18 protein-coding genes are annotated in these 20,937 nt (G+C 48.8%); 3 read left to right on the forward strand and 15 right to left on the reverse strand.

The window, feature by feature from the left end; genetic code table 11:
- Positions 1–75: 75 nt before the first annotated feature.
- Together EXU85_RS07165 and EXU85_RS07170 are read right to left on the reverse strand one after the other, a co-directional pair.
- On the reverse strand, positions 76–2,271 hold the full coding sequence (locus EXU85_RS07165) for an alpha-galactosidase (RefSeq protein ID WP_142771424.1): 2,196 nt from the start codon (positions 2,269–2,271) through the stop codon (positions 76–78).
- A gap of 235 nt (positions 2,272–2,506) precedes the next feature.
- Positions 2,507–3,274 carry a M15 family metallopeptidase gene (locus EXU85_RS07170; protein ID WP_168207755.1) on the reverse strand — a complete coding sequence of 256 codons (768 nt, stop codon included), beginning with the start codon at positions 3,272–3,274 and terminating at the stop codon, positions 2,507–2,509.
- Positions 3,275–3,507: 233 nt separating this feature from the next.
- Here EXU85_RS07170 and EXU85_RS07175 point away from each other — a divergent pair, with 233 nt between their 5' ends.
- A complete protein-coding gene (locus EXU85_RS07175) occupies positions 3,508–4,809 on the forward strand; it encodes an Hsp70 family protein (protein WP_142771426.1) in 1,302 nt (433 codons plus the stop codon).
- A 65-nt stretch (positions 4,810–4,874) separates the two neighbouring features.
- Positions 4,875–5,627 (forward strand): hypothetical protein, encoded by a 753-nt coding sequence (locus EXU85_RS07180; RefSeq protein WP_142771427.1) that lies wholly within the window; start codon positions 4,875–4,877, stop codon positions 5,625–5,627.
- 91 nt (positions 5,628–5,718) lie between these two features.
- Here the strand turns inward: EXU85_RS07180 and bla are convergent, their stop codons facing one another.
- Positions 5,719–6,750, reverse strand: a complete 1,032-nt coding sequence (gene bla, locus EXU85_RS07185; RefSeq protein WP_142771428.1) for a class A beta-lactamase — start codon at positions 6,748–6,750, stop codon at positions 5,719–5,721.
- Positions 6,751–6,773: 23 nt separating this feature from the next.
- The gene (locus tag EXU85_RS07190; RefSeq protein WP_142771429.1) at positions 6,774–7,955 is read right to left on the reverse strand and encodes a cystathionine gamma-synthase family protein; all 1,182 of its coding nucleotides are present in this window, start codon (positions 7,953–7,955) and stop codon (positions 6,774–6,776) included.
- A gap of 237 nt (positions 7,956–8,192) precedes the next feature.
- Between EXU85_RS07190 and EXU85_RS07195 the strand changes: the two genes are divergently transcribed.
- The gene (locus tag EXU85_RS07195) at positions 8,193–9,113 is read left to right on the forward strand and encodes a serine hydrolase (RefSeq protein ID WP_142771430.1); all 921 of its coding nucleotides are present in this window, start codon (positions 8,193–8,195) and stop codon (positions 9,111–9,113) included.
- 98 nt (positions 9,114–9,211) lie between these two features.
- On the opposite strand, the gene EXU85_RS07200 is transcribed toward EXU85_RS07195, so the two are convergent.
- From EXU85_RS07200 to EXU85_RS07245, 11 genes are all read right to left on the reverse strand, one after another.
- The gene (locus EXU85_RS07200) at positions 9,212–10,333 is read right to left on the reverse strand and encodes an aminotransferase class I/II-fold pyridoxal phosphate-dependent enzyme (protein WP_142771431.1); all 1,122 of its coding nucleotides are present in this window, start codon (positions 10,331–10,333) and stop codon (positions 9,212–9,214) included.
- Positions 10,334–10,355: 22 nt separating this feature from the next.
- Positions 10,356–10,826 carry a lipocalin family protein gene (locus tag EXU85_RS07205; protein WP_142771432.1) on the reverse strand — a complete coding sequence of 157 codons (471 nt, stop codon included), beginning with the start codon at positions 10,824–10,826 and terminating at the stop codon, positions 10,356–10,358.
- A 44-nt stretch (positions 10,827–10,870) separates the two neighbouring features.
- Positions 10,871–12,097: a DUF5009 domain-containing protein gene (locus tag EXU85_RS07210; RefSeq protein WP_142771433.1), complete on the reverse strand. Its 1,227-nt coding sequence runs from the start codon at positions 12,095–12,097 to the stop codon at positions 10,871–10,873.
- 12 nt (positions 12,098–12,109) lie between these two features.
- Positions 12,110–13,225, reverse strand: a complete 1,116-nt coding sequence (locus tag EXU85_RS07215; RefSeq protein WP_142771434.1) for a family 20 glycosylhydrolase — start codon at positions 13,223–13,225, stop codon at positions 12,110–12,112.
- A gap of 177 nt (positions 13,226–13,402) precedes the next feature.
- The gene (locus EXU85_RS07220) at positions 13,403–13,810 is read right to left on the reverse strand and encodes a hypothetical protein (RefSeq protein ID WP_142771435.1); all 408 of its coding nucleotides are present in this window, start codon (positions 13,808–13,810) and stop codon (positions 13,403–13,405) included.
- Between the two features lie 211 nt (positions 13,811–14,021).
- Complete coding sequence (locus EXU85_RS07225; RefSeq protein WP_142771436.1) at positions 14,022–15,263, reverse strand: MFS transporter; 1,242 nt, start codon at positions 15,261–15,263, stop codon at positions 14,022–14,024.
- Between the two features lie 161 nt (positions 15,264–15,424).
- The gene (locus EXU85_RS07230) at positions 15,425–16,705 is read right to left on the reverse strand and encodes an MFS transporter (protein ID WP_142771437.1); all 1,281 of its coding nucleotides are present in this window, start codon (positions 16,703–16,705) and stop codon (positions 15,425–15,427) included.
- Positions 16,706–16,874: 169 nt separating this feature from the next.
- A complete protein-coding gene (locus EXU85_RS07235) occupies positions 16,875–17,687 on the reverse strand; it encodes a sialate O-acetylesterase (RefSeq protein WP_142771438.1) in 813 nt (270 codons plus the stop codon).
- 98 nt (positions 17,688–17,785) lie between these two features.
- Positions 17,786–17,914 (reverse strand): hypothetical protein, encoded by a 129-nt coding sequence (locus EXU85_RS35955; protein WP_256366032.1) that lies wholly within the window; start codon positions 17,912–17,914, stop codon positions 17,786–17,788.
- Between the two features lie 275 nt (positions 17,915–18,189).
- The gene (locus tag EXU85_RS07240; protein ID WP_142771439.1) at positions 18,190–19,476 is read right to left on the reverse strand and encodes a polysaccharide pyruvyl transferase family protein; all 1,287 of its coding nucleotides are present in this window, start codon (positions 19,474–19,476) and stop codon (positions 18,190–18,192) included.
- Between the two features lie 14 nt (positions 19,477–19,490).
- Entirely contained in the window at positions 19,491–20,927 is a 1,437-nt protein-coding gene (locus EXU85_RS07245; RefSeq protein ID WP_142771440.1) for a RagB/SusD family nutrient uptake outer membrane protein, read from the reverse strand.
- Positions 20,928–20,937 lie beyond the last annotated feature (10 nt).

The following is a 20,937-nucleotide window of genomic DNA, read 5'->3' on the forward strand; positions in this document are numbered from 1 at the left end:
TAAGCCAATAAAAGAGGCTGATTAAGTAAAACTCAGAACTTAACGGCCCTGCCCTGAATGGGCTTTAGGTCAAGACTACTCCGCTTTCGTTAGCTGAAGTACCACACTGGCCCGGCGGGAATTCACGTCAGGATTAATGCCGACGTTCATTAGGAAGGAGCCGCTATACACTTTACCCTCCTCAAGCGTTGACTTCGTACCCGGATATAGATTGATCTCCTTAACACTATAGCGCTTGTTGGCCTCCAAACCTGCTAACTTAATAGGGCGCTCGGTAGCTGACTGCATAACCCGATTGGTGTGCAGGTAAGTGAACATAATGGCGCTGTTTTTATCGTCACTAACGTACGCTACCGAGGCAACCGGATTTTCGTAGGGGCTGGCCAGTCGATATTGATCGCCGTGCCAGACGACGTCTTTGAAGCCAGTATAGTTTTTTAGAGCCTGCTGGCAAAACGCCAGATCGTTGGGGGTAAGATGCCCTACCACAATATCAAAGCCAAGTTTCCCCATACTGGCTACATCGACCCGGAACTTAATCGGTTGTTTGCCCCAATCCGTTACGTGACAATCGGTAGTGATGGACGGGAAGAAATAGGAGTAGTTCCACTGCAGGAAGATACGTTCAATAGGTTCGGTGTCATCGCTGGGCCAGAACTCGGTAAAGTACTTCAGCAGTTCGTAATCACCACGGCCACCCCCGCCGGAGCAGAGCATCATGGGTACTTTAGGGTACTTGGCCCGAATACGTTGCAATACACTATACAGGCCATTCACGTATTCGACGTACAGATGCGATTGCGGGAGTTTGTTTTTGTTCAGCCAGGCCGAATACGCATTGTAAATAACCGCATTACAGTCCCACTTAATAAAGGCCAGTTCCGGATTTTTGGTGAATAACCCATCCACGATACCGAAAACAAAATCCTGCACCTGCGGATTGGCCAAGTCAAGAACCAATTGATTTCGGTAGTATTTTTCGGGACGCTCGGGCTGCCGAATCACCCAGTCCGGGTGTTTTTCGTACAATTCGCTTTTGGGGTTCACCATTTCAGGTTCAATCCAGATACCGAATTTTACGCCCGCTGTTTTCGCTTCTTTAACCAGATAGCCGAGGCCGTGAGGCAGCTTTTTTACGTTCTCCTGCCAATCGCCCAAACCGGCTTTATCATTATTACGGGGATACTTGTTGCCGAACCAGCCGTCGTCGAGCAGAAACATGTCGACGCCTAAATTTTTCGCATCAGTAAACAGCCCCGACAGTTTTGGTTCGTCGAAATCAAAATACGTGGCCTCCCAGTTATTGAGTAAGGTAAGCCGGTCGCCCTCGCCATCGAGCACCCGGTATTTCCGGGCCCATCGTTGCAACTGGCGACTAGCCTGCCCGGTTCCGTTATCCGAAAGCGTGTAGAGGAGCGAGGGGGTTTTAAACGTTTTTCCGGCAGCCAGCGTATACGCTGAGGCATACGGGTTGATACCCGCAATCAGACGAAGGTTTTTGTAGGAGTCAACTTCAAAATCAAGTTTGTAGTTGCCACTCCAGGCCAGTTGGCCCAGTAGCACCATGCCATTAGTTTCCTGCGCGGGCTGGCCAAATGAAACCATGAAATTGGGGGTGCCCAGTAGCATAGCCCGTGTGCCTAACTTACTATCGAGGGTACGGATGCCCTGGGTAAGCTTTTCTTCCTGCGGCTGCATTTCTTTCAGGTATTCGCCCTGAAAGCTGGTGAGATAAAAGTCCTTATTCGACAGGAACAAATTGGCCGAGGCATATTTCTGCAATACCACCGGTCCCTTTTCCTGGTTCGTGATTTCGACCCATTGTTCGATTACATTTTCCTGATTCCATGTTTTATAAAACAGCGTAACCGTCAGTTTATAAACGGGGTCCTGTACCTGCACGGTGGTTAGGGTTGTGTTGGCATCGGGCTTAACCGTTTGGTGGCTCAGGTACTTTAAGTCCAGCGACGGGTTGCCGTCGGCATGCGTAACCTGAATGGCTGGCTCTGATAAATTCCAGGTGCCTGCCGGGGTGTAGGCATTGTTGTAAATCCCACTGTTGTCATCCGGAAATTTAAAGCTACCGGCAATGTCTTTATAATCAGCAGTCTGGCTCAGCTTTTTGCCGAAATGGACCATGCTCAGGTAGTTATTTTTGTCGGTTTGGAGTACCAGTGCATAGTTAGCGGTTTCAATCGGAATCGTTGTTTGAGCATAGCTTTTCAGTGAGAGTAGCAACAGAGCCGCAGCGATTTGATAAATAGACTTCATACAGAAACGGGGTAAGGTTTGGGCAGTGCATTGACGAAGCGAAGATAACACCCATTGCCAGACAATCTGGCTATCGGGAAACCCCAACTCCTACCCAAATGCGTAAATGTGTTGTCAGTTGCTTACAACTGACGATGTGAGGTTTCTAAAAACCGAACGAAGGCTAAGATAGGTTTAAAGAAACCGACTTCACTCACGTGTGAGTCACCAACTTCATATGGATAACCAGCGCCTATTACTTCGTCTTCGCCTTGCGTAAGGTCTTATTAGCCTGCCGGATGGCTGCGTGGGATAAATCGTAGGTGAAGCAGCTTTCCCAGCCTTTAAAATCATAGTGCCACCATTCCCAGGGGAAAATGGCAAAACCAACCTGCTCCATAGCCGACCGTAAAATGGCTCGGTGAGCCAGCGAGGCACTGTCCGAATCCATGTAGCTATGATAAGCGCGTGGGGTCGATTCGTCGTAGTCGGAAGGCATCGACAGTCGTTTTCCGGTTTTCAGGTCAAAAAGCGACAGATCAATGGCCATGCCCCGATTGTGTTTGGAGCCTTTTCGAGGATCGGCGACAAAGGTGGTGTCGCCGTGCTCTTCGTAGAAAAGTACCGTGATGGCATAAGGCCGGTAGCCATCGAATAGCAATAACCCAAATCCCTGTTTTTTCAGGTTTTCACTCGCCTGGCGAATGGCCAGGGCGGCAGGCTTCCGCATGAACACATCTTCGGAGGGGTACAGTTTTCGTTTCAGAAAATTCGTGGTTTTCGCATACGTAACATCGAATTGAGCATTGGGCAGAATCTGGCGCATATCCACCAGTTCATTATCGGGATCAGTGGCTATAATTTTCTTGTAAATCTCCACATCATTGACAACCGGAAGACCATACTTGCTTTTGGGAAGATCGTAGGGAGGTTGCTGCGCAAACACCGATGCTATCAGGCTGAGCGAAAGAAACGCGGTCAATAACCCTATTGACCAGAATCGGCCAGATAAATACGTTTTCATAAGAGGCAGGTAGTTTGCCTTAAGGTAATGATTTTCTTCGTAGGGGAGTGCTATCATCCTGTTTTGTTGCTCCATGATCTTTCGTTGGAATGTGGTGTCAGCTACTTATAGCTGACACCACATTCCAACGAAAGATCATGATTAATCGTAACAATCATCAAAACCAGCGGTCATAAACCAGGTTTTAAGTGTAAATTTGCGCCCTTTTTCTACTAAAAAACGGGCATTTGGGGATGACAACAATTTCTTGCGGAATCGACTTTGGTACATCAAATACCAGCGTTGCTATTGATAATAAAGGCGAAATCAGCCTTGTGCCTGTTGAAAACGAGTCGGTAACTATCCCTAGTGCTATTTTCTTTCAGCGAAGCAATAACAAAGCCTTCTATGGCCGGGTAGCCGTCAATTTGTTCTTCGATCGGCAGGAAGGGCGATTCATGCGCAGTTTAAAGCGGGTTTTAGGGACTTCGCTCATGAAGCAGGGCACCCTGGTGAATGGCGCTTCCATGAATTTCGCCACGATTATTGCGTCCTTTTTGAAGCATGTTAAAGATAAAGCCGATTCGGTTGCCGGCCAGGAACTGGAACATGTGGTCATGGGGCGCCCCGTGCATTTTGTGGATAATAACCCCGGCGCCGATACGCAGGCACAGGCCGAATTACAGACCATTGCCCAGCGGATTGGCTTCAAACATATCGAATTTCAGTTTGAACCTATTGCGGCAGCCTTTGCGCACGAAGCACAACTGAGTGGAGAAAAACTGGCCATCGTCGCCGATTTGGGTGGTGGAACGTCGGATTTTACGGTGATCAAGCTCTCGAATCAATATATCCATAAGGCAGACCGGTCTTCGGATATTTTAGCAAATACCGGGATTCGGGTTGGGGGAAATGATTTTGATAAAGAGTTGAGTCTGGCGGCCATTATGCCTGAACTGGGCTACCGGAGTACGTACGGTGAGAAAAATCTGGAAGTTCCGTTAAAACCGTTTCATGACCTGGCCGAATGGAGTAAAGTCAACTTTTTGTACACCCCGAAAGTGATTATGCAAGTTCGGCAGTTGCTCCATCAGTCGCATGATAAAGCACGGTACAAACGACTGTTGAAAGTGCTTGAAGAGGAAACCGGGCACACGCTTTTGGCCGCTGCCGAAGGCGCTAAAATTGCCCTTAGTGATCTGGATGACTATAAAGCCCTGCTTGATTTCATTGAGGACGACTTTTTTGTGCCGATCAAACGCGACCTGTTTGAACGATCTATTCAGAGTGAGGTTGAGAAAATAGCCGACTCAGCCCGGCAGTGCCTACGGGAGGCTGGTGTTCAAAAAGAGGCCATCGATCTGGTTATTCTAACGGGTGGCTCAACCGAAGTCCATTCCATTCAGGCCGAATTTAAACGACTTTTTCCGAACGCAGCCATCGCCGATGAAAACAAACTCTCCAGCGTGGGCCTTGGTCTGGCCTACGATAGCCAGAATAAATTCGGTAAAAATTCTAACCGTAAGTCAAACGCTCCCCACATTATCGCTAATTGACCTGGGGAGTTCCAGGCAAATACTTTGTAAGCAACGGCCTTGCGAACGGTAATAATCAAAAACACATGAACCTTCTTCTTCTTAAAATAACTCTCATTCCGGCGGTCATTGCACTGGTTACCCTGGCAATTCGGAAGTGGGGAAATAAAATAGGGGGATTGATTGGGAGTATGCCGTGGGTTGCCGGGCCTATTCTCCTGTTCTTTATTGCTGAACAGGGTAAGGCGTTCGGTATTCAGTCGATTCAGGGTACCATGACTGGGATTCTGGCGTTAATCAGCTTTTGTTTCAGCTACTCAACTCTTTCCCAGAAACTAAGCTGGTTACCTACCCTTGTGTTATCGTATGTAATCTATACGATTACGGCAGTAGTTGTTAATTATTTACAGCTGAATTTATCGTTGAGTTACGTCCTGGTCATTGGTTCAGTGCTGGTAGCGCTGCGGTTTTTCCCGGTTCCCAAAGAACAGTCGACCAGTGCCCGGCGCTTACCATTCGACATTCTCATCCGAATGGTTGTGGCAACGTTATTTGTACTGGTCATTACCGGCTTAGCCAGCATTCTGGGGCCAAATTGGAGCGGTATTTTAACTCCTTTCCCAATTTTGACGTCCATTCTCGCTATTTTCTCGCATTCGCTTCAGGGTAGCAATGCTACCATCTCAACGTTGCGAGGCCTGGTGATTGGCCTACTTGGGTTCACGACCTTTCTCTTTTTGCAGGCATTTTTGCTGCCCTCGTTTTCAATTACTATATCGTTCGGCCTTGCCTTTGTACTGAACGTGTTCATTAACCTAATGGCTAGCCGGGTGTGGTAATGGAGTCTTGGTAGATATATAAAACCCCTAAGTCCCCTTCAGGGGATTTAGGGGTTTTAGGCTAGTAAAAAATTAATTTTCAGACAGTTTCTTATCGTGACGAGGTGGGCATGGTAACAGGCTGGTACAAAAAGTAATCGTAAATGGAACGGGCCGTATGGGCAATGGTTTGTTCCCGTTCGGCTAGCGGCATGGGTGAGTCGCCCACAAAAACAGCAATGGCAATATGGCCCGCATCGCCCGGCAAGGTGATAATGCCTACGTCGTCGGTGGCACTTCCATCCAGTGAACCCGTTTTATGGGCAATAACGGTGTTTGGTGGCAAATAGCCTTTAAGTCGGGCGGCTCCACCTCGGCAGCGTTCCATGACGCCCAACAACAGTGCCCGACTTTCGGGTTTGAGCGCCGTACCCCGATAAATTTGTGCCAGTAAATTAACCATTGCGTCGGGCGTTGAGGTATCGCGTGGGTCGGTTTTGATTTTGACGGCCGCAGCCCGTTTCATTTCGGGGGTAGTGGCACTATCCAGTTTGGCATAAAAGCCAAGTGTCCATTGGCTGGAGGGAGGGAGGGTAATCCCATCGAGATCCGCCAGGAGTTGGATGATCGTTCGGTCAACAGACATGCCTTTAATACCAAGTGCTTTCACCCGATTCTGAACGGCCTCGGTGCCACCTACCAGACGAAGCAGAATATCTGTTGCCGAGTTATCGCTAATGACCATCATTAGCTCAAGCAGGTTCTGAACGGATAGTTGCACACCGGGTTTTGCGAAAAGAACGTCCAGCGTGCCACTGCCCGGATGCAGATCGGACGGTTGTAAATCAACCATCGTCATCAACGACAGTTTGCCTTGCTCAATCAGCGTAAAGAGCTGTACAGCAATGGCTACTTTAATGGTACTGGCCATCGGAAACCGATCCTGTACATTCAAGCTGATTTGCTTGCCGGATTCGAGGTGTAGCGCACAAATGCCGACTTTGCCCTTGGCTAGTTTCGCAATACGTTCCAGTTCCTGTTCCAGCCGTTGCGTAGCCAGGTCGGAGGGTTTACCAGGTTGGGCATTGCCCTGGAGATTGGCCAGCAGCAGGATGCCAAGTAGTAGTGATGAGAGTTGTTTCATAGGTTATAGAGGTATTTCATGGACTACAATGAAGCCAACGCCGTATCCAGATCCGTCAGCAAATCCTCCACGTTTTCGATACCGACCGAATATCGAATCAGGCTTTCGGGAATGCCAAGCTGTTTGCGCTGTTCTTCGGTAAGTTCAACGTGGCTGGTCGTTCTGGGTGGGCCCGCCAGTGTACTTACCGAGCCAAGGCTGGCGGCTAAGTGAACAAACTGAAGTTTCGGCAGGAATTTCTTCACGTGCTCGTAGCCGCCATTCAGGGAAAAGCTCATAATGCCACCAAACCCCGACATCTGCGCTTTTGCAATAGCATGGCCAGGATGGGTTTCGAGGCCTGGATAAAACACATCACTGACTTTGGCGTGTGCTTTCAGGTACTTCGCAATTGTCAGAGCCGACGCATTCTGTCGCTCGATTCGCAGCTCCAGCGTTTTCATCCCACGAGCAATCATATACGCCGGATCGGCTTGCAGACTGGCCCCGTTGATTTCCCGGAACTGGAATACTTTTTCCACCAGTTCTTTGGTGCCGCAGAGTACACCACCCATCGCATCGGAGTGGCCGCCGAGGAATTTGGTGGCGCTATGAACAACCAGATCGGCACCCAGCGCCAGTGGATTTTGGTTGATCGGTGTAGCAAACGTATTGTCGACTATGGTAATGGCCCCCACTTTTTTAGCGGCTGCTGCCAGCCGTTTTATATCGACAATTTTGAGAGTTGGATTGGTGGGTGTTTCGAGGTAGAGTACGTCGCAACCTTTGGCAATTTCGGCTTCTAGCTGGTCGAAATCGGTGGTATCACAAAGCGTGACGTTTACCTGATAACGGGGTAGAAAATCCAGAAAGAGCCGGCTTGAGCCACCGTAGGTATCATTGAGTGAAACGACCCGTTTTCCTGGCCCCAGTAGCGCAAACAAGGTATTACTGATGGCCCCCATGCCCGTTGCGAACGAGGTGGCAGCTTCGGCACCTTCCAGAATTCGGATTTTTTCTTCGAGCACATGTACGGTGGGATTCGTGTTTCGGCTATAGATATAACCATCCGCTTGTCCCGTTGCTACCTTGTGCCATTCATCCAGATCATGATAGGCAAACGCCACACTTCGTACAATTGGCGTTGTAACAGCCCCATCGGCAATGGGTTCGGTTTCACCTGCCCATACAGAGGCCGTACTTTTTTTGTAAGTCGAAAAATCCATTGAAACTTCTTAATTATCAGGTTGTTATTTTTTGGTTAAACACAGAGAAACAGAGGTTAACACAGAGAAAACGGAGGATATTTCTCTGTCACCTTTGTGTTGACCTCCGTTGCCACTGTGTTTAATCCTTAATACTACACAAAAAAAGGCGTAACACGATGGGTAGGTGTACTGATGAAATGCGCCTAATTGACTAAATTTTGGCCCCTACTAGGCTTATCTATACAACCTGAACGTATGACGTATCTGAATTTCAAAGCCAGCTATCTGGCTGTAGCGCTTAGTTGTTTATTGGCCATCAGGCTATCTGCAACTGCTCAGTCCCGCCAAACACTCCCCGAATTACGCCAGAAAATTGAGACTGAACTAAGCAGGCAGACGGGCATCTTTGCGGTCGCCTTTAAGGATTTGGCTACGGGTAAAGAGCTGCTCATTCGGGAACGGGACGTATTTCATGCGGCCAGTACCATGAAAACACCGGTTATGATTGAAGTCTATAAACAACAGGCGCAGGGCAAACTGTCATTGTCGGATTCAATACTGATCAAGACCGAGTTTAAAAGCATTGTTGATGGCAGTCCGTATACATTGCCGGTTTCATCGGACAGCGATTCAATTACGTATAAACAGATTGGGACCAAACGAACGCTGGCTTCTTTAGTCTACGATATGATTACCGTCAGCAGTAATCTGGCGACGAATTTGATTATTGAACGCGTGGGTGGACCGAACGTAACGCAAACCATGCGCGATCTGGGGGCCAAAGATATTCAGGTTCGGCGGGGCGTAGAAGATTCAAAAGCCTTCGCCAAAGGGCTTAATAACTCCACCACTGCCTATGACCTCATGCTAATTTTCGACAAGATTGCCACTGGTCAGGCAGTAAGTCCCGAGGCTTCGAAGGCCATGATTGCGACCTTACTGGAGCAGAAATTCAATGACGCAATTCCCGCTAAACTGCCGAAAACGGTGAAAGTGGCTCATAAAACGGGCTCGATCGTGGGTGTCCGGCACGATTCGGGCCTAGTTATTTTACCCGATGGCCGTCAGTACGTGCTGGTTCTGTTATCGAAGGATATTAAGGATGATAAGGCTACGTCGGGTGCAATGGCTACGGTATCCGAATGGATTTATCAGTATGAAATGCAGGGGCAGTAACTAATGACTAATTGATAATGAGTAGTGTATAATGTATAATGTATAATGTATAATGGGTGATGAGCTGTGCGCATTATCCATTATACATTATCAATTAGTCATTTCCCGTTGCTCAAATGCTCCCCTAAACAGCGTTCCAAATTTTGTAAGCCAGTTGTGAGTTCATCCGCAGTAGGATAGCCGAAGCCGATACGCATGTAGATTTTGTCTTGCTCGAACCAGTGACCCGGTCCCACAAGGGTCTGATAGTTTGCATACAGGGATTTGTAAAACGCTTCGGTGTTGAGTCGAAAGCCTGCTTTAAGCCGCGGGAAACAAACAACACCGGCCGTTGGCTCTACCCAGTCGAGATATGGACTTTGGGCGAAGAAGGTCTGGACAATGGCGAAATTAGTGCGAATGTGCTGGTGAGCCTGGGACAGAAGGTTGCCCTGGTTCTGTAAAATGTGAAGCGCAATCTGCTCATCCACCACCGAATTGGTGATCATGATCTGTTCCTTAGCCGCCAGAAACTGATGCATTAGGCTTGCATCCTGACAGATGATCCAGCCAATCCGAATACCCGGAACGCCAAACGCCTTCGACAGTGAACTAACCGAAATCACATTCTTACTTTTCTCTGCCAGATACGGAGCAAGAGGTGTTTGAAAGTTCAGATAACGGTAGGTTTCATCAACGAGTAGGTAGCAATTGTATGCTTCGGCCAGTTTAACGAGTTCATTCAAAATAGCCTCCGACATAACCGTTCCTGTGGGGTTGTGCGGATTTGTAATGCTGATGAGCCGGGTGTTGGGTTGAATGGCCTTCTGTATCAGATCGATATTCAGGGAAAAACCTTCCTCAAACGTCAGGTCGATGATGCTCATGGCGCAGTTGATGGCCCGTGGTGTTTCCAGATTAGTGCCGTAGTTTGGCCGCACCACAACCAGATGGTCGTTCTCACTGAGCAGGGTAGTGGCTACAATGAATAAAGCAGTAGCCGCACCGCTACACACCAGCACATCGGCTGGCTTTAGAACCGTGCTCTCGCTGGCAATACTAGCAAGTAAATCAGGATGCCCCTGGTGATGACCATAGCACAAAAGCAAGTCATTGAGGTTGAGATTCAGGTTGTTCAGGTGAATGTCGCGCACCGAGCTTTCGGCCAGATTGTACTGAATCGTAGAATAACCAATTTCTTCCGGCGATTCAATTTCAATCGGCATTCTGGTGTAGTTCATGGGAGGGAGTTATGGCTAAATTTTATCGCACCGGCAAATCGCGAACACCTATCAAATGCTTAGCCAGTTGCGGCTTGTCGGCCATTAACGACTTGATGTGGTTGAGCGTTTTTTCAGGAAGCTGGGGTGTGCGGCTGATGATATCGACGCCCTCGGGTGTAAACAGGGTTTTGGAGAACCAGATAACTGCCCATTGGCCATCGGGGTCCTGTAACACCACGTTCCACTTACTACGTACCAAACCTAATAATCCCTTACCACGCCAAACGAAAGCCGACGAATCGGCTTTTACCTGATAATCCAACCCCGTGAGCGTTTTTAATTCTCCCTTCTGCTGGTACTTTACTGTGTCCAGCAAGACGTTGGTTTCCCTTTTTTGGTCGGAGATTGCATAGGTAAAGGTGGGATTGGTTTTGTCGCCCTTTAGCCACATTGGGAAGCTTGTACTACAAATAAACCAGGTACCAACAAGCGCTTGAATCAGAGGTTTCATAAGGAATGGAAAGTCGCTAAGCAAAAATTGTGAATAGGGGTAAGTTACAACTTAAGCTTAATTTTCATCTTACCCAGCACCGCCGTAATACCAATAATCAGCAGAGCAAACAGAAGTGATTTGAGCAGCCCAACACCGCCCGTCGTTAGCGATTTGGGGAGTGAACTACCGGATAAATCGGTAATACTATAATAAAGGTCTGGCAGTAAATAGCAGGTTAGTGTGCTGGTACCGGCGGTTTTTATCAGATCGAACCAATGCGTTTTGCCATTTAAATCAACCAGCCAATAGATGCCTACGTAGACAATAAACGCGATGCCACAGCAAAGGAAAATCCAGGTGGGCGTTGCCTGAATTTTCGAGATGATAAAGAAGTTTCTGGACAGAAATCCGGCGATAAGAAACAGCAAACCTATGCCAATAAATAGAATCGGTACCTGCTGCGATTTTTCGGTGCGTTGCAAGCGCGTTAGTAAAAGCGTGGCTAGTACGCCCGAGAAGGCGAGCGAGTTAAACGCGCCATTGTCTGGAATCCAGGCGCGGGGGCCATTGGGCCAAAGAGCGTGCAGCCACCCGGCATGACCTGCTATGTTCATGAGGGTAAAAAACACCCAGCAAGCGATCAGAAGGATCGGCTGTTTGTGGAGAAATAAATAGAGAATCGCGCAGGTGAGATACGTCCAGCCGATAAGCCCTAAAATTCCCCACCATTGGGGTGTCAAGCCAACCAAATGATCATCAGGGCCTCCGCGGTATAGGAAAGCCAGGTAGATCAGAATGCCTACGCCCAGTAGTTGCAGGCCAATGAAAAGGGTTTTTGCGGTGCCCTCTCGTTTAGGATACTGGTTCCAGACCAGGAAAAACGCCAGAATCATCAGGATCACAAACCAGCCCGAACGCATGCCCGTAGCTGCCGCATTCAGATCGGAGATATTGACGAAGAAAACGCCCATCACCAGCAAGGCGATTGATCGCAAAACAATATGCCAAACGATCTGGCCGTATGAATCCCCTTTATCGAGTCGCTGGCGAATGGCAAAGGGAATCGACATACCCACAATGACCAGAAAGCAGGGGAAAACGGTATCGGCAAAGCCCAGAAAATCCTGATCGGCGCGTGAATGCTCCAACCAGAGCGGAATGCCAGACAAGGTTCCTAAGTCATTGACGAAAATCATCGTGAGCATCGTCAATGCCCGAAAGACATCAATGGAAAAAATACGCTTTGACGATAGAACGGCACTGGCCGGTTTCGATGGAGTTGATACCATTTTTGTGACTAGTTAATTGGCCTCACTAAGCCGTTTGATTTCACCAAATAGGGCTTTAAAGCAGTTACTGGCCGTGTCTTCGCCCGATGCGGGATTTACGTTTACGCCATAAAATTCGTCCAGAAATGGTCCCGCACCCGACCAGACGGTTTGCATCATGCCCTGAAATCGCTCTTTCATAACTGGCGTAACCGACTTCCGGAACCTGACCATGTCCTGCGTTTGTGTCATCGCGAAACTCGGCTTTCGCCAGGGACAGGTAATCACGTTAAGACCCTTTGTGGCAAAATATACGGCGGTTTGGTCCGGTCGTTCGTAGTGCCAGTCGCAAATTGTAACATCTTTAGCGATCAGGTCGATAGCGCGGTACGTATTGTTAAAACTGCCTTCCCACATACCAATACCGGTGGTTTTTCCGTCAATGAGTCGATCGCCCCAAATCCAGAGTTTTCGGTTTTTCTGGGACAGATGGTTTCGGATTTCATTGACCTCTCCGGCAAATAACTCGGCTTTGTCACGACCTGAGCAACGCGGACATTGCTCATCACCGATGTAAAAAACTTCGTCCATGCCTGCATGAAATGCATCCGTTTCAAAGGCATCACAAATTTCATCGACCAGCGCAAATACGACCGCATGAACGCCGGGGTGTAAGGGACAATAACTTTTGCAGTACAAACCGTCTGCATTAGGCCAAACGTATTTTTCGGGCATTTTTACGTGTGGAGTTTCATCGAATTCGGGATAAACGCGTAGTAGATTCGTTGTCTTACTAGCCCAGGATTGGTGGCCGAGAAGGTTGATTTGGGGAATTAAGCGAATGTTATTTCGCTGGCATGCTTTAACCAGCTTTTTAACCTCCCGTTTCGATAGGGCGACACTATCGCGCAGTTCAGGATGGCTATCAAATTCGTAGTTGAAATCAACCCGAAGAATTAACGTATTTACCTGGCGGGGAGCGAGTTCTTCGTTGATAAACTTGATAAATGTATCGAGTTGTTTGGGCTGGGGAGCCGCAATGCAAAACCCGCGGATTGGTAACAGGCTATCTAGTTTGGTTTGAGCTATTGCCGATGTACAGGAAAGAGAAAGTACGAACGCAGTAAGTAAAAGAAATAGCCGGGTCATGGAGATCAAGTTTTAGTATCGGCGCGTTCCGTTTTAAATAGGCCTCTCCTATAAGCCTAATTCACTGGATTTCTATTCACTACACAACGCGCTTTCGCTAAAACAAAACCTCCCGAAAGTGTTGGACTTTCGGGAGGTTGATGGATAATTTCAGAACGCTTTACCAGGCAGTCCTGCTTACTTAATGGCAATCATTCGGGTGGGCGCTTCCAGAGATGGCGTTGCGAGTTTAACCGATATATCTTCTTTCTGGTCACCGGCTGTTATGCGGAAGGTATAATTTCCATCACCAAGCTCATTCATATCAAACTGCTGGCGGAACGCATTTTGCTTGCTGTTTTTACCGCAGAGCGTTTCATTGAATAAGATATCTCCCTTTTCATTGAGTAATTGGAGGGTAATTTTATTTTCGGACTGGTACTTTTCCAGACACACCCAAAGTTTGGATGCATTGATGGATGGGAACACAACGGCGGCAAACGCTTTGTGCTGAGGAGTACCGTCGGTGGCGAAAACAGGACTTGAAGCTGAGATAGTTAACGCGAATAAGAAGGCACTGGCGAGTAATTTGATCGAGGTTTTCATTGAGTTGAACGATTTAAGTTTTGAACCTTTAGCTGTCAACCCAATGATGTTGTTAGACCCCTGCAACGCTGGTAATCTGGAGAAACGGTTTAAATAAATGATGAATGGCTGGTGCTAGGGAAATGAATAATGAATAATGAATAATGAATAATGATAAGACTCTGATTACCATTATTCATTATCCATTATCCATTATCCATTATTCATTTATTTATTCCACAAAGTCCAGGTCCTTCCCGAATGTCTCGTCCATTCGGCTGAGCGACCAGAAGGAAAGCCCATAAACGATAACACCCAGGATTCCCGCGGCCACCAACGCGCCCAAAGAAGGCTTCAGCGCCTGAAAAAATAAGGTCATGGGAATAAGCGTTCCACGTACAACACTGGGTACTGATGTAGTAGCGGTATTGCGGAGATTGGTACCGTAGAGTTCGGCTACCATAGTCAGAAACATCGCGATATAACCTGTGCAAAAACCCAGCAATAAGCACACAGTATAAATGCCACTGGCTGTGTGAATGCCACCAAACAGATAGATGCCACTAAGCAATGACCCCAGGAGCAACAGGCCGGTAATGGTTTTCAGGCGCGACTGTAACCAATGGCTGAGTGGCCCACTAAGTAAATCACCTACCGCCATACCTACGTAGATCATCATGACACAGCGGCCTGGTTTCACCACTTCCTCAATGCCTAGCGCCTGCCCTAACTCATTGGCGAACGTAGCCAGAATGCCAACCACAAACCAGGTGGGCATACCTACCGTCACGCAACGCAAGTATTTTAGAGCCTCCGGCCAACTTCTGAAAAATTGTAAAATATTCCCACGGCTAACGGTTGTATGTTCCGTCTTCATCCGGCTGAATAAGCCTGATTCAAATACACTGACGCGCAGCAGCAATAATGCTAAGCCCATACCACCCCCCACCCAGAAGGCTGTTCGCCAGTTGAAATATTCGACAGTGAGGTAGGCTACACCCGCCCCCAGATAGCCAATGCCCGCTACCATAGCTGAACCGTAACTTCGGATGGCTTTGGGCAGAGTTTCTGATACCAGTACGATGGCGGCTCCAATTTCGCCGGAGAGACCAACTCCGGCCAGAAATCGCAACAGGGCGTAAGTATTCACATCCTGCACAAATCCACAGGCAATATTCGTGAGGGAATACGTAATGATACTCCCGAACAACACCGACATACGGCCGCGCTTATCGCCCAGGGCACCCCACAAAAAACCGCCTACTACCAGCCCAGCCTGCTGGAAATTGATAATAAACGTCCCCGCTTTAGAGACTTCTTCTTCCGACAGCCCCAGCGATTGTAAACTCGGCACGCGAACAATGCTGAAGATGAGCATGTCATACACATCCACGAAAAAACCCAGCGCCGACACAATGACCGGCAGTGCGAACAGTGGGCGGAAGGAAACTCGGGCAGGAGCAGTTGTTTGCATAAAGGGGAGGAGAGGGAGGAAGGAGGAAAGGGAGGATGGAGGAGAGGGACGAAAGGAAGGAAGGAGAGGGAGGATGGAAAATATAGAACTTGCTTTTTACTTTCCTCCCTCTCCTCCTTCCTCCCTTTCGTCCCTCTCCTTCCTTCCTTCCTCCCCTTTTTTTATTCTTCCAGATAATTTAAATCCTTGCCGTGTGTTTCTGGAATACTCAAAATAGAATAGAAGCCGAGTAGGAAACTAATTAAACCGACAACGGCGCCAGCATTGATAATATCCAGAGACGGTTTTAGCGCCTGGTAACCCAGCGTCATGGGAATGACTAAGCCACGCACCATATTGGGTACAGTAGTGGCCGCTGTGGCACGAATATTAGTCCCGAACTGCTCGGCACCAATGGTTACGAACATAGCCCAATAGCCAATGCCAAAGCCCATAGCCAGGCAAAGACCATAAAGAATTGTGGCACTTTTTATACCTAGATACAGGTAAACCAAACCAAAAACGAGGGCAACCACCATGAGCAGGGCAACCGCTTTTTTGCGCGATTCCAACGCCTGACTGATGAAACCACTGGCTAAATCGCCAACGGCCAGCCCAACGTAGCACCACATAATGGCTAGGCCCGGCTGAATTTCTTCGGCAATGCCCAGCGCTTTACCGAACTCATTACTAAACGTAGCCAGAATGCCAATGACGAACCAGGTGGGTAGCCCAATTCCGATGCATTTGAGGTAACGGGAGAGCCGGTTTGCGTTGGTAAAAAAGGAAAGGAAATTGCCTCGACTAACATGTTTCTGGTCGCTTACATCTTTAAACATACCAGACTCAACTACGCCTACCCGTAACAGCAATAAACCGAAGCCTAAACCACCCCCTACAAAAAAGGCCATTTGCCAGTCGAATAATTTGACGGTAAAATAGGCCACTACAGCCCCAAAAAGGCCAATTCCCGCAACGAGGGAGGTGCCAATGGCACGCTTCTCCTTAGGCAGTACTTCGCTTACAAGAGTGATGCCCGCGCCTAACTCACCAGCCAGCCCGATACCGGCCACGAAGCGCATCAGTGCGTAGTACATTGTTGGATCCATGAACGTGACGTTCTTAACGAACCCACAGGCAATATTGGCAATGGAGTAAGTGATGATGCTGCCAAACAGCACCGATAGCCGCCCACGCTTGTCGCCAATAACTCCCCACAAAATACCGCCGAGCAGTAAACCACCCATTTGCCAGTTGATAATACTGGACCCAACAGTTGAGATTTGATCAGGTGTCAGGCCAAGATCTTTCAGACTGGGAACCCGAACAATACCGAAAAGAAGAAGGTCGTAAATATCAACGAAGTAGCCCAGAGCAGCTACAATGACCGGTAGACCAAACAGCCCGACCTGAGCCGATTGAGCCTCGCCGGACGGTTTAGATGAAACAGTAGGAATAGCCATGCGGCAAAATCAGTGATTAAGAGAGGGAAATAGTTTTGCAATTATACGAAATCAATAGACCGCTGATTTTTATGATTTTTAAGAATAGGCATGATTTTGCCAATAGTATGTGGCAAAACGGCTCACATTTGCTTTTTTTATCACGTCTACACCATACTGATCATAAAAATCAGTCGGTCCGCCGATGCGGGTCTATACTCTTTACCAATTTCTTCTGGATAAATATATCCGCGTATCGCTGACCAAGGATTCGGGCTGAACCTGTATCGAAATGCGTCGAGTCTCCTTTATCGGTCAACCCGGAGGAGAGTACGCAATACGAATTTGGGATGTGATTGGTAGCCTGTTGCAATGCTTCATTGACGATTTTTGCCTCCGGGTCCCGATCTACAACAAAATCACCCAGCGTTCCGACCACAAACGGTACATTGGGCGCATTCAGGTCGTTTCGAAATCGCTGCACCAGTTCGATTAGTTTTTCTTCGTAGATGATGGCTCTCTCCGGGTTTGAGTCCGATTCGCCCTGGTGCCAGATAAAGCCTGCTAATTGCCCATTTTCGAGGGCTTTTTTGGCCCGACGTAACGCGTCATCATAGGGATACGACTTGGTGGGTTCATAATAAGCCCCCGGTTTCCAGACGCCAATGTTCGAGCCACCTACGGCAGAGGGGATCAGGCCAATGTTCATGTCGGGATAAGCATCGGCCAATCGTTTCGCAAAGGCGAATCCCGGCCCTACGCCAATAACGTCGGGTTTATCAAAGTGCATCGGATCGCGGGCAGGCACCCAAGTCTGATCTTTCGCCAGCATCCAGATGCGCGGATGTGTTGTCTGATCTTCGGCTTCGGGTACGCCCCGGCCTGCCATATTCGACTGGCCGATGAGTAGAAAGAGCTGTAGTCGGGGTGGGACGTCTTGCTTAAAGGCGAGTGTTAGAAACAGAATAAGACTGGCAAAATAGAGATTGACGTGGGTAGTCATGTCTGACGAGTTAGTACAGAGTGGCCTTTTCGGAACAATGCTACTGCTTGCCAAACTTAGCCATTTTTGCGACAGTTTACTAGCTAGAAAACTGTCTGTCACGCTTTTCGGGCTTGAATTGCCTTGTTGATGACCTGCATCGTAGATGCTTGCCGTTGACGCACGAAGTCCATCGCGTTCGCTACTTTTTTCTTAGCTCCGGCGTAATCCTGGTGAATATGCTGCAATTGGTTCGACCAGTCGGCGGCTGATGAGTCATCGACCTGAACAGACCAAACCCCACTAACATGAGGTTAAAGTGGTGTCACTCTCGTTCTCGCTTGGCTTTGCCGAGTGAGGACTATTGTTTTGACGGCCTCTGGCCGGTGAATAGCAAAATAGGTCAGAAACGGGCCAGAGGCCCTTGAAACAATAGCCCTCACTCGGCAAAGCCAAGCGAGAACGAACAAAAACCACGGTGTCGTTGAAGAACCTGACACCACCAAACCCCACTAACATGAGGTTAAAGTGGTGTCACATTTTTCTTCAATAACCCCATTGTTTCCCGTTGCCGTTGTTCAACGAACTTTCGTCCTTTAGCTGCTTTCGCTTTGGCCGCTTTAGGGTCTTTTGCCATAGCCAGCACCGTTGGCACATAGCGAGCTACGTCCTGTTCGTTATCCATGTCGAATAGCCAGTCGCCGAGACCGATGTCCTTCCACATAACCCCTTTACTGGTTTGCTCGGCAAAGCGGCCAACAATAGCGGGAATGCCATTGCCAATGCACATAATAGGGGAGTGCATCTCAAGCCCGAACAACCCCGCCGAACGGATGTAGGTGCTAACGGCTTCGTCGGTAATCCAGTAATGGTCTCGCCAAACGACTTTAGGTTTTACATCGTCCGGGAGTTTATCGAACAGGATTTCCTTGCCGAGTTTCACCTGCGTTTCGTCTTCCGGGCAGATCAGGATTTTCAGGGATGTCTGGCGAACAATGGCGATAATGGCTTCCCGAAGTGGCGCGTTGTCGTGCTCTTTCATGGCCTCATTACGGGCGTTTCTTGTTTCGTCAAACGCTGCTTTTTTGCTCGGAATATCCCAGTAAGGCGTGAATCGCTGCCGGGGGATCACACACATAAACTTGCCCTCTTCCAGCCCATGTTCTTTCATGAATGTTGTTGCAGCCTGGTCGTTGCGTAAATCCACGGCAAAGGCACCATCGGGACAAAACTCCATGACGGGACTGGTTACGCCGTGGCTCTTTGCAAAATCCAGTGAAATCGAGTCCCTGAACAGGGCGAATCGCGCTTTACTCAGTAGCTCAACATCTACCGGGTTGGCTGTAACGACCGCTTTGGGGTCTGGACTATATACGCCTGGAAATGTGATACCATATACACCGTAAGGTTTACCCGTTTCTTTATGCCAGCGCTCCACATCTTTACGCGCCACCAGCGACGGGCCAGAACCGTGTAGTAAAAACACACATTCGTTGAGTGCCTGCGCAATCTCATTGGGGCTTTTGATAATCGGCACATTCGGGAACCGCTTTTTTAGTAGTGCCTCAACGCCATTATCGACGCTGGAGGGCCATAGGCGCACTTCTACGTCAGGCAGGTATTTTTCCAATAAAGTAAGTACACCCGGTGTATGGCCAATGTCGCCGATGTTGACCGTTTGCCAGGACGACCGGAGAATAATTGATTTTTTTGCGGTTAACCCTGCGGCTGTTTGCGCCAGGGCCGGAATGCTCATCAGCAGCCCAATCAACGAAGGTGTTTGTTTAAGGAAATCTCTACGGTTTGTCATAAAATGAGTGGCGATTAATACCCCGGATTTTGCTTTAGATTTGGATTCGCGTCCAGGTCCGTTTGCGGAATGGGCATTAAGACATGAAACGGCTGAATGGTGGCATTTCGGGCGAAACTGTTCTCCGCTTTCACGGCGTCGAGCAACTGGCCAGTTCGGATGAGATCGTACCGACGACTATTCTCAAAGGTTAGTTCCAGACGACGTTCCAGCCAAACAGCTTCCTTAAATTGCTGATACGTCAACCCCGACAGCGCCGTCAGTCCTGCCCGCATACGGACTTTGTTCAGCGCGGTGTAAGCGTCGGCGGTAGGACCGTTATTCGCTTCGTTTGTGGCTTCTGCATACATCAGCAACACATCGGCGTAGCGCAGGATAGGAATGCTGGTTCCTTCGAGCGTCTTGGCTGTTTTGTCCCACAGCTTCTGAAACGCTACGGCTTTAGTAAAATCGGGATCGGTAATGGAGAGTGTTGTGGTAACCCCGTTGTAGACATAGGACGTCAGGAACGTTACCGCTTTGCGGGTGTCTTTATCAGAATATAAACTGAACAGACCCGGCGAAGGCCGCGCAATGCCTGAACCGGTACCCGGATAAATGGGCGAGGAACGTACGCCATAGCCTCTGCCTAAGGTGTGCCCCTTTACATCTGTCAGGTTCTGAATCTCGAAAATATTCTCTTTACCACCCCGGGCTGTCAGCGCAAACGCATCGGCGAAGTTGGCGTACAGATCATACACACCCATATCCATGACCTCTTTGGCTTTGGCCGCAGCCTGTGCCCAGTAAGGCGAGCCTGCTGTTACGCCCGCCCGGGTTAAATACACGCGAGCCAATATGCCTTTAGCGGCTCCCGAAGTAGCCCGCCCCGACTCGCTGGCCGGGTAGGTTTTTGGTAGGGCCGCTTCTGCTTCTTTTAAATCAGCTATGAGTAGCTCATACACCTTGTCGGCAGGATCGCGGGAAACCGCCAGCCCATCGAGCGAGGTGGTTTCGGTTGTCACGATGGGCACATCGCCGTAAAGCCGAACAAGATTAAAATAATGAAGTGCCCGTAAAAACCTGGCTTCGGCAATGTAGCGCGCTTTCAGGCTTTCATCCATCGAAATGCCCGGCAATCGACCAATTACGATGTTCGATCGGTTTATGCCTGAATACGCGCCAGCATAGTTCGAAATAAAGGTGTTGGATGGGGTAATGTTGTACCGCCAGAGTAACGGACGATCGGCCGATCCAGTCAGAAACGGGATAGCATCATCGCTGGTAGCTAAGTCCAAAAAGGGGTCACCGCCACCAATGGCCGAGTAGCAGGCACCCAGAGCCGCTTTTGCATCATCGGCGGTTTTGTAATAGGTAACATTCGTCAGGTTTGTAACGGGAGAGAGGTCCAGTTGCTTTTCGCAGGCCGTCAGAAAGAGCGCCACTAAGGGGGCTATATGATTGAATTTCATGGCTCTTCGC

Source organism: Spirosoma sp. KCTC 42546, from assembly GCF_006965485.1.
In the GTDB taxonomy this organism is placed as follows: Bacteria; Bacteroidota; Bacteroidia; order Cytophagales; family Spirosomataceae; genus Spirosoma.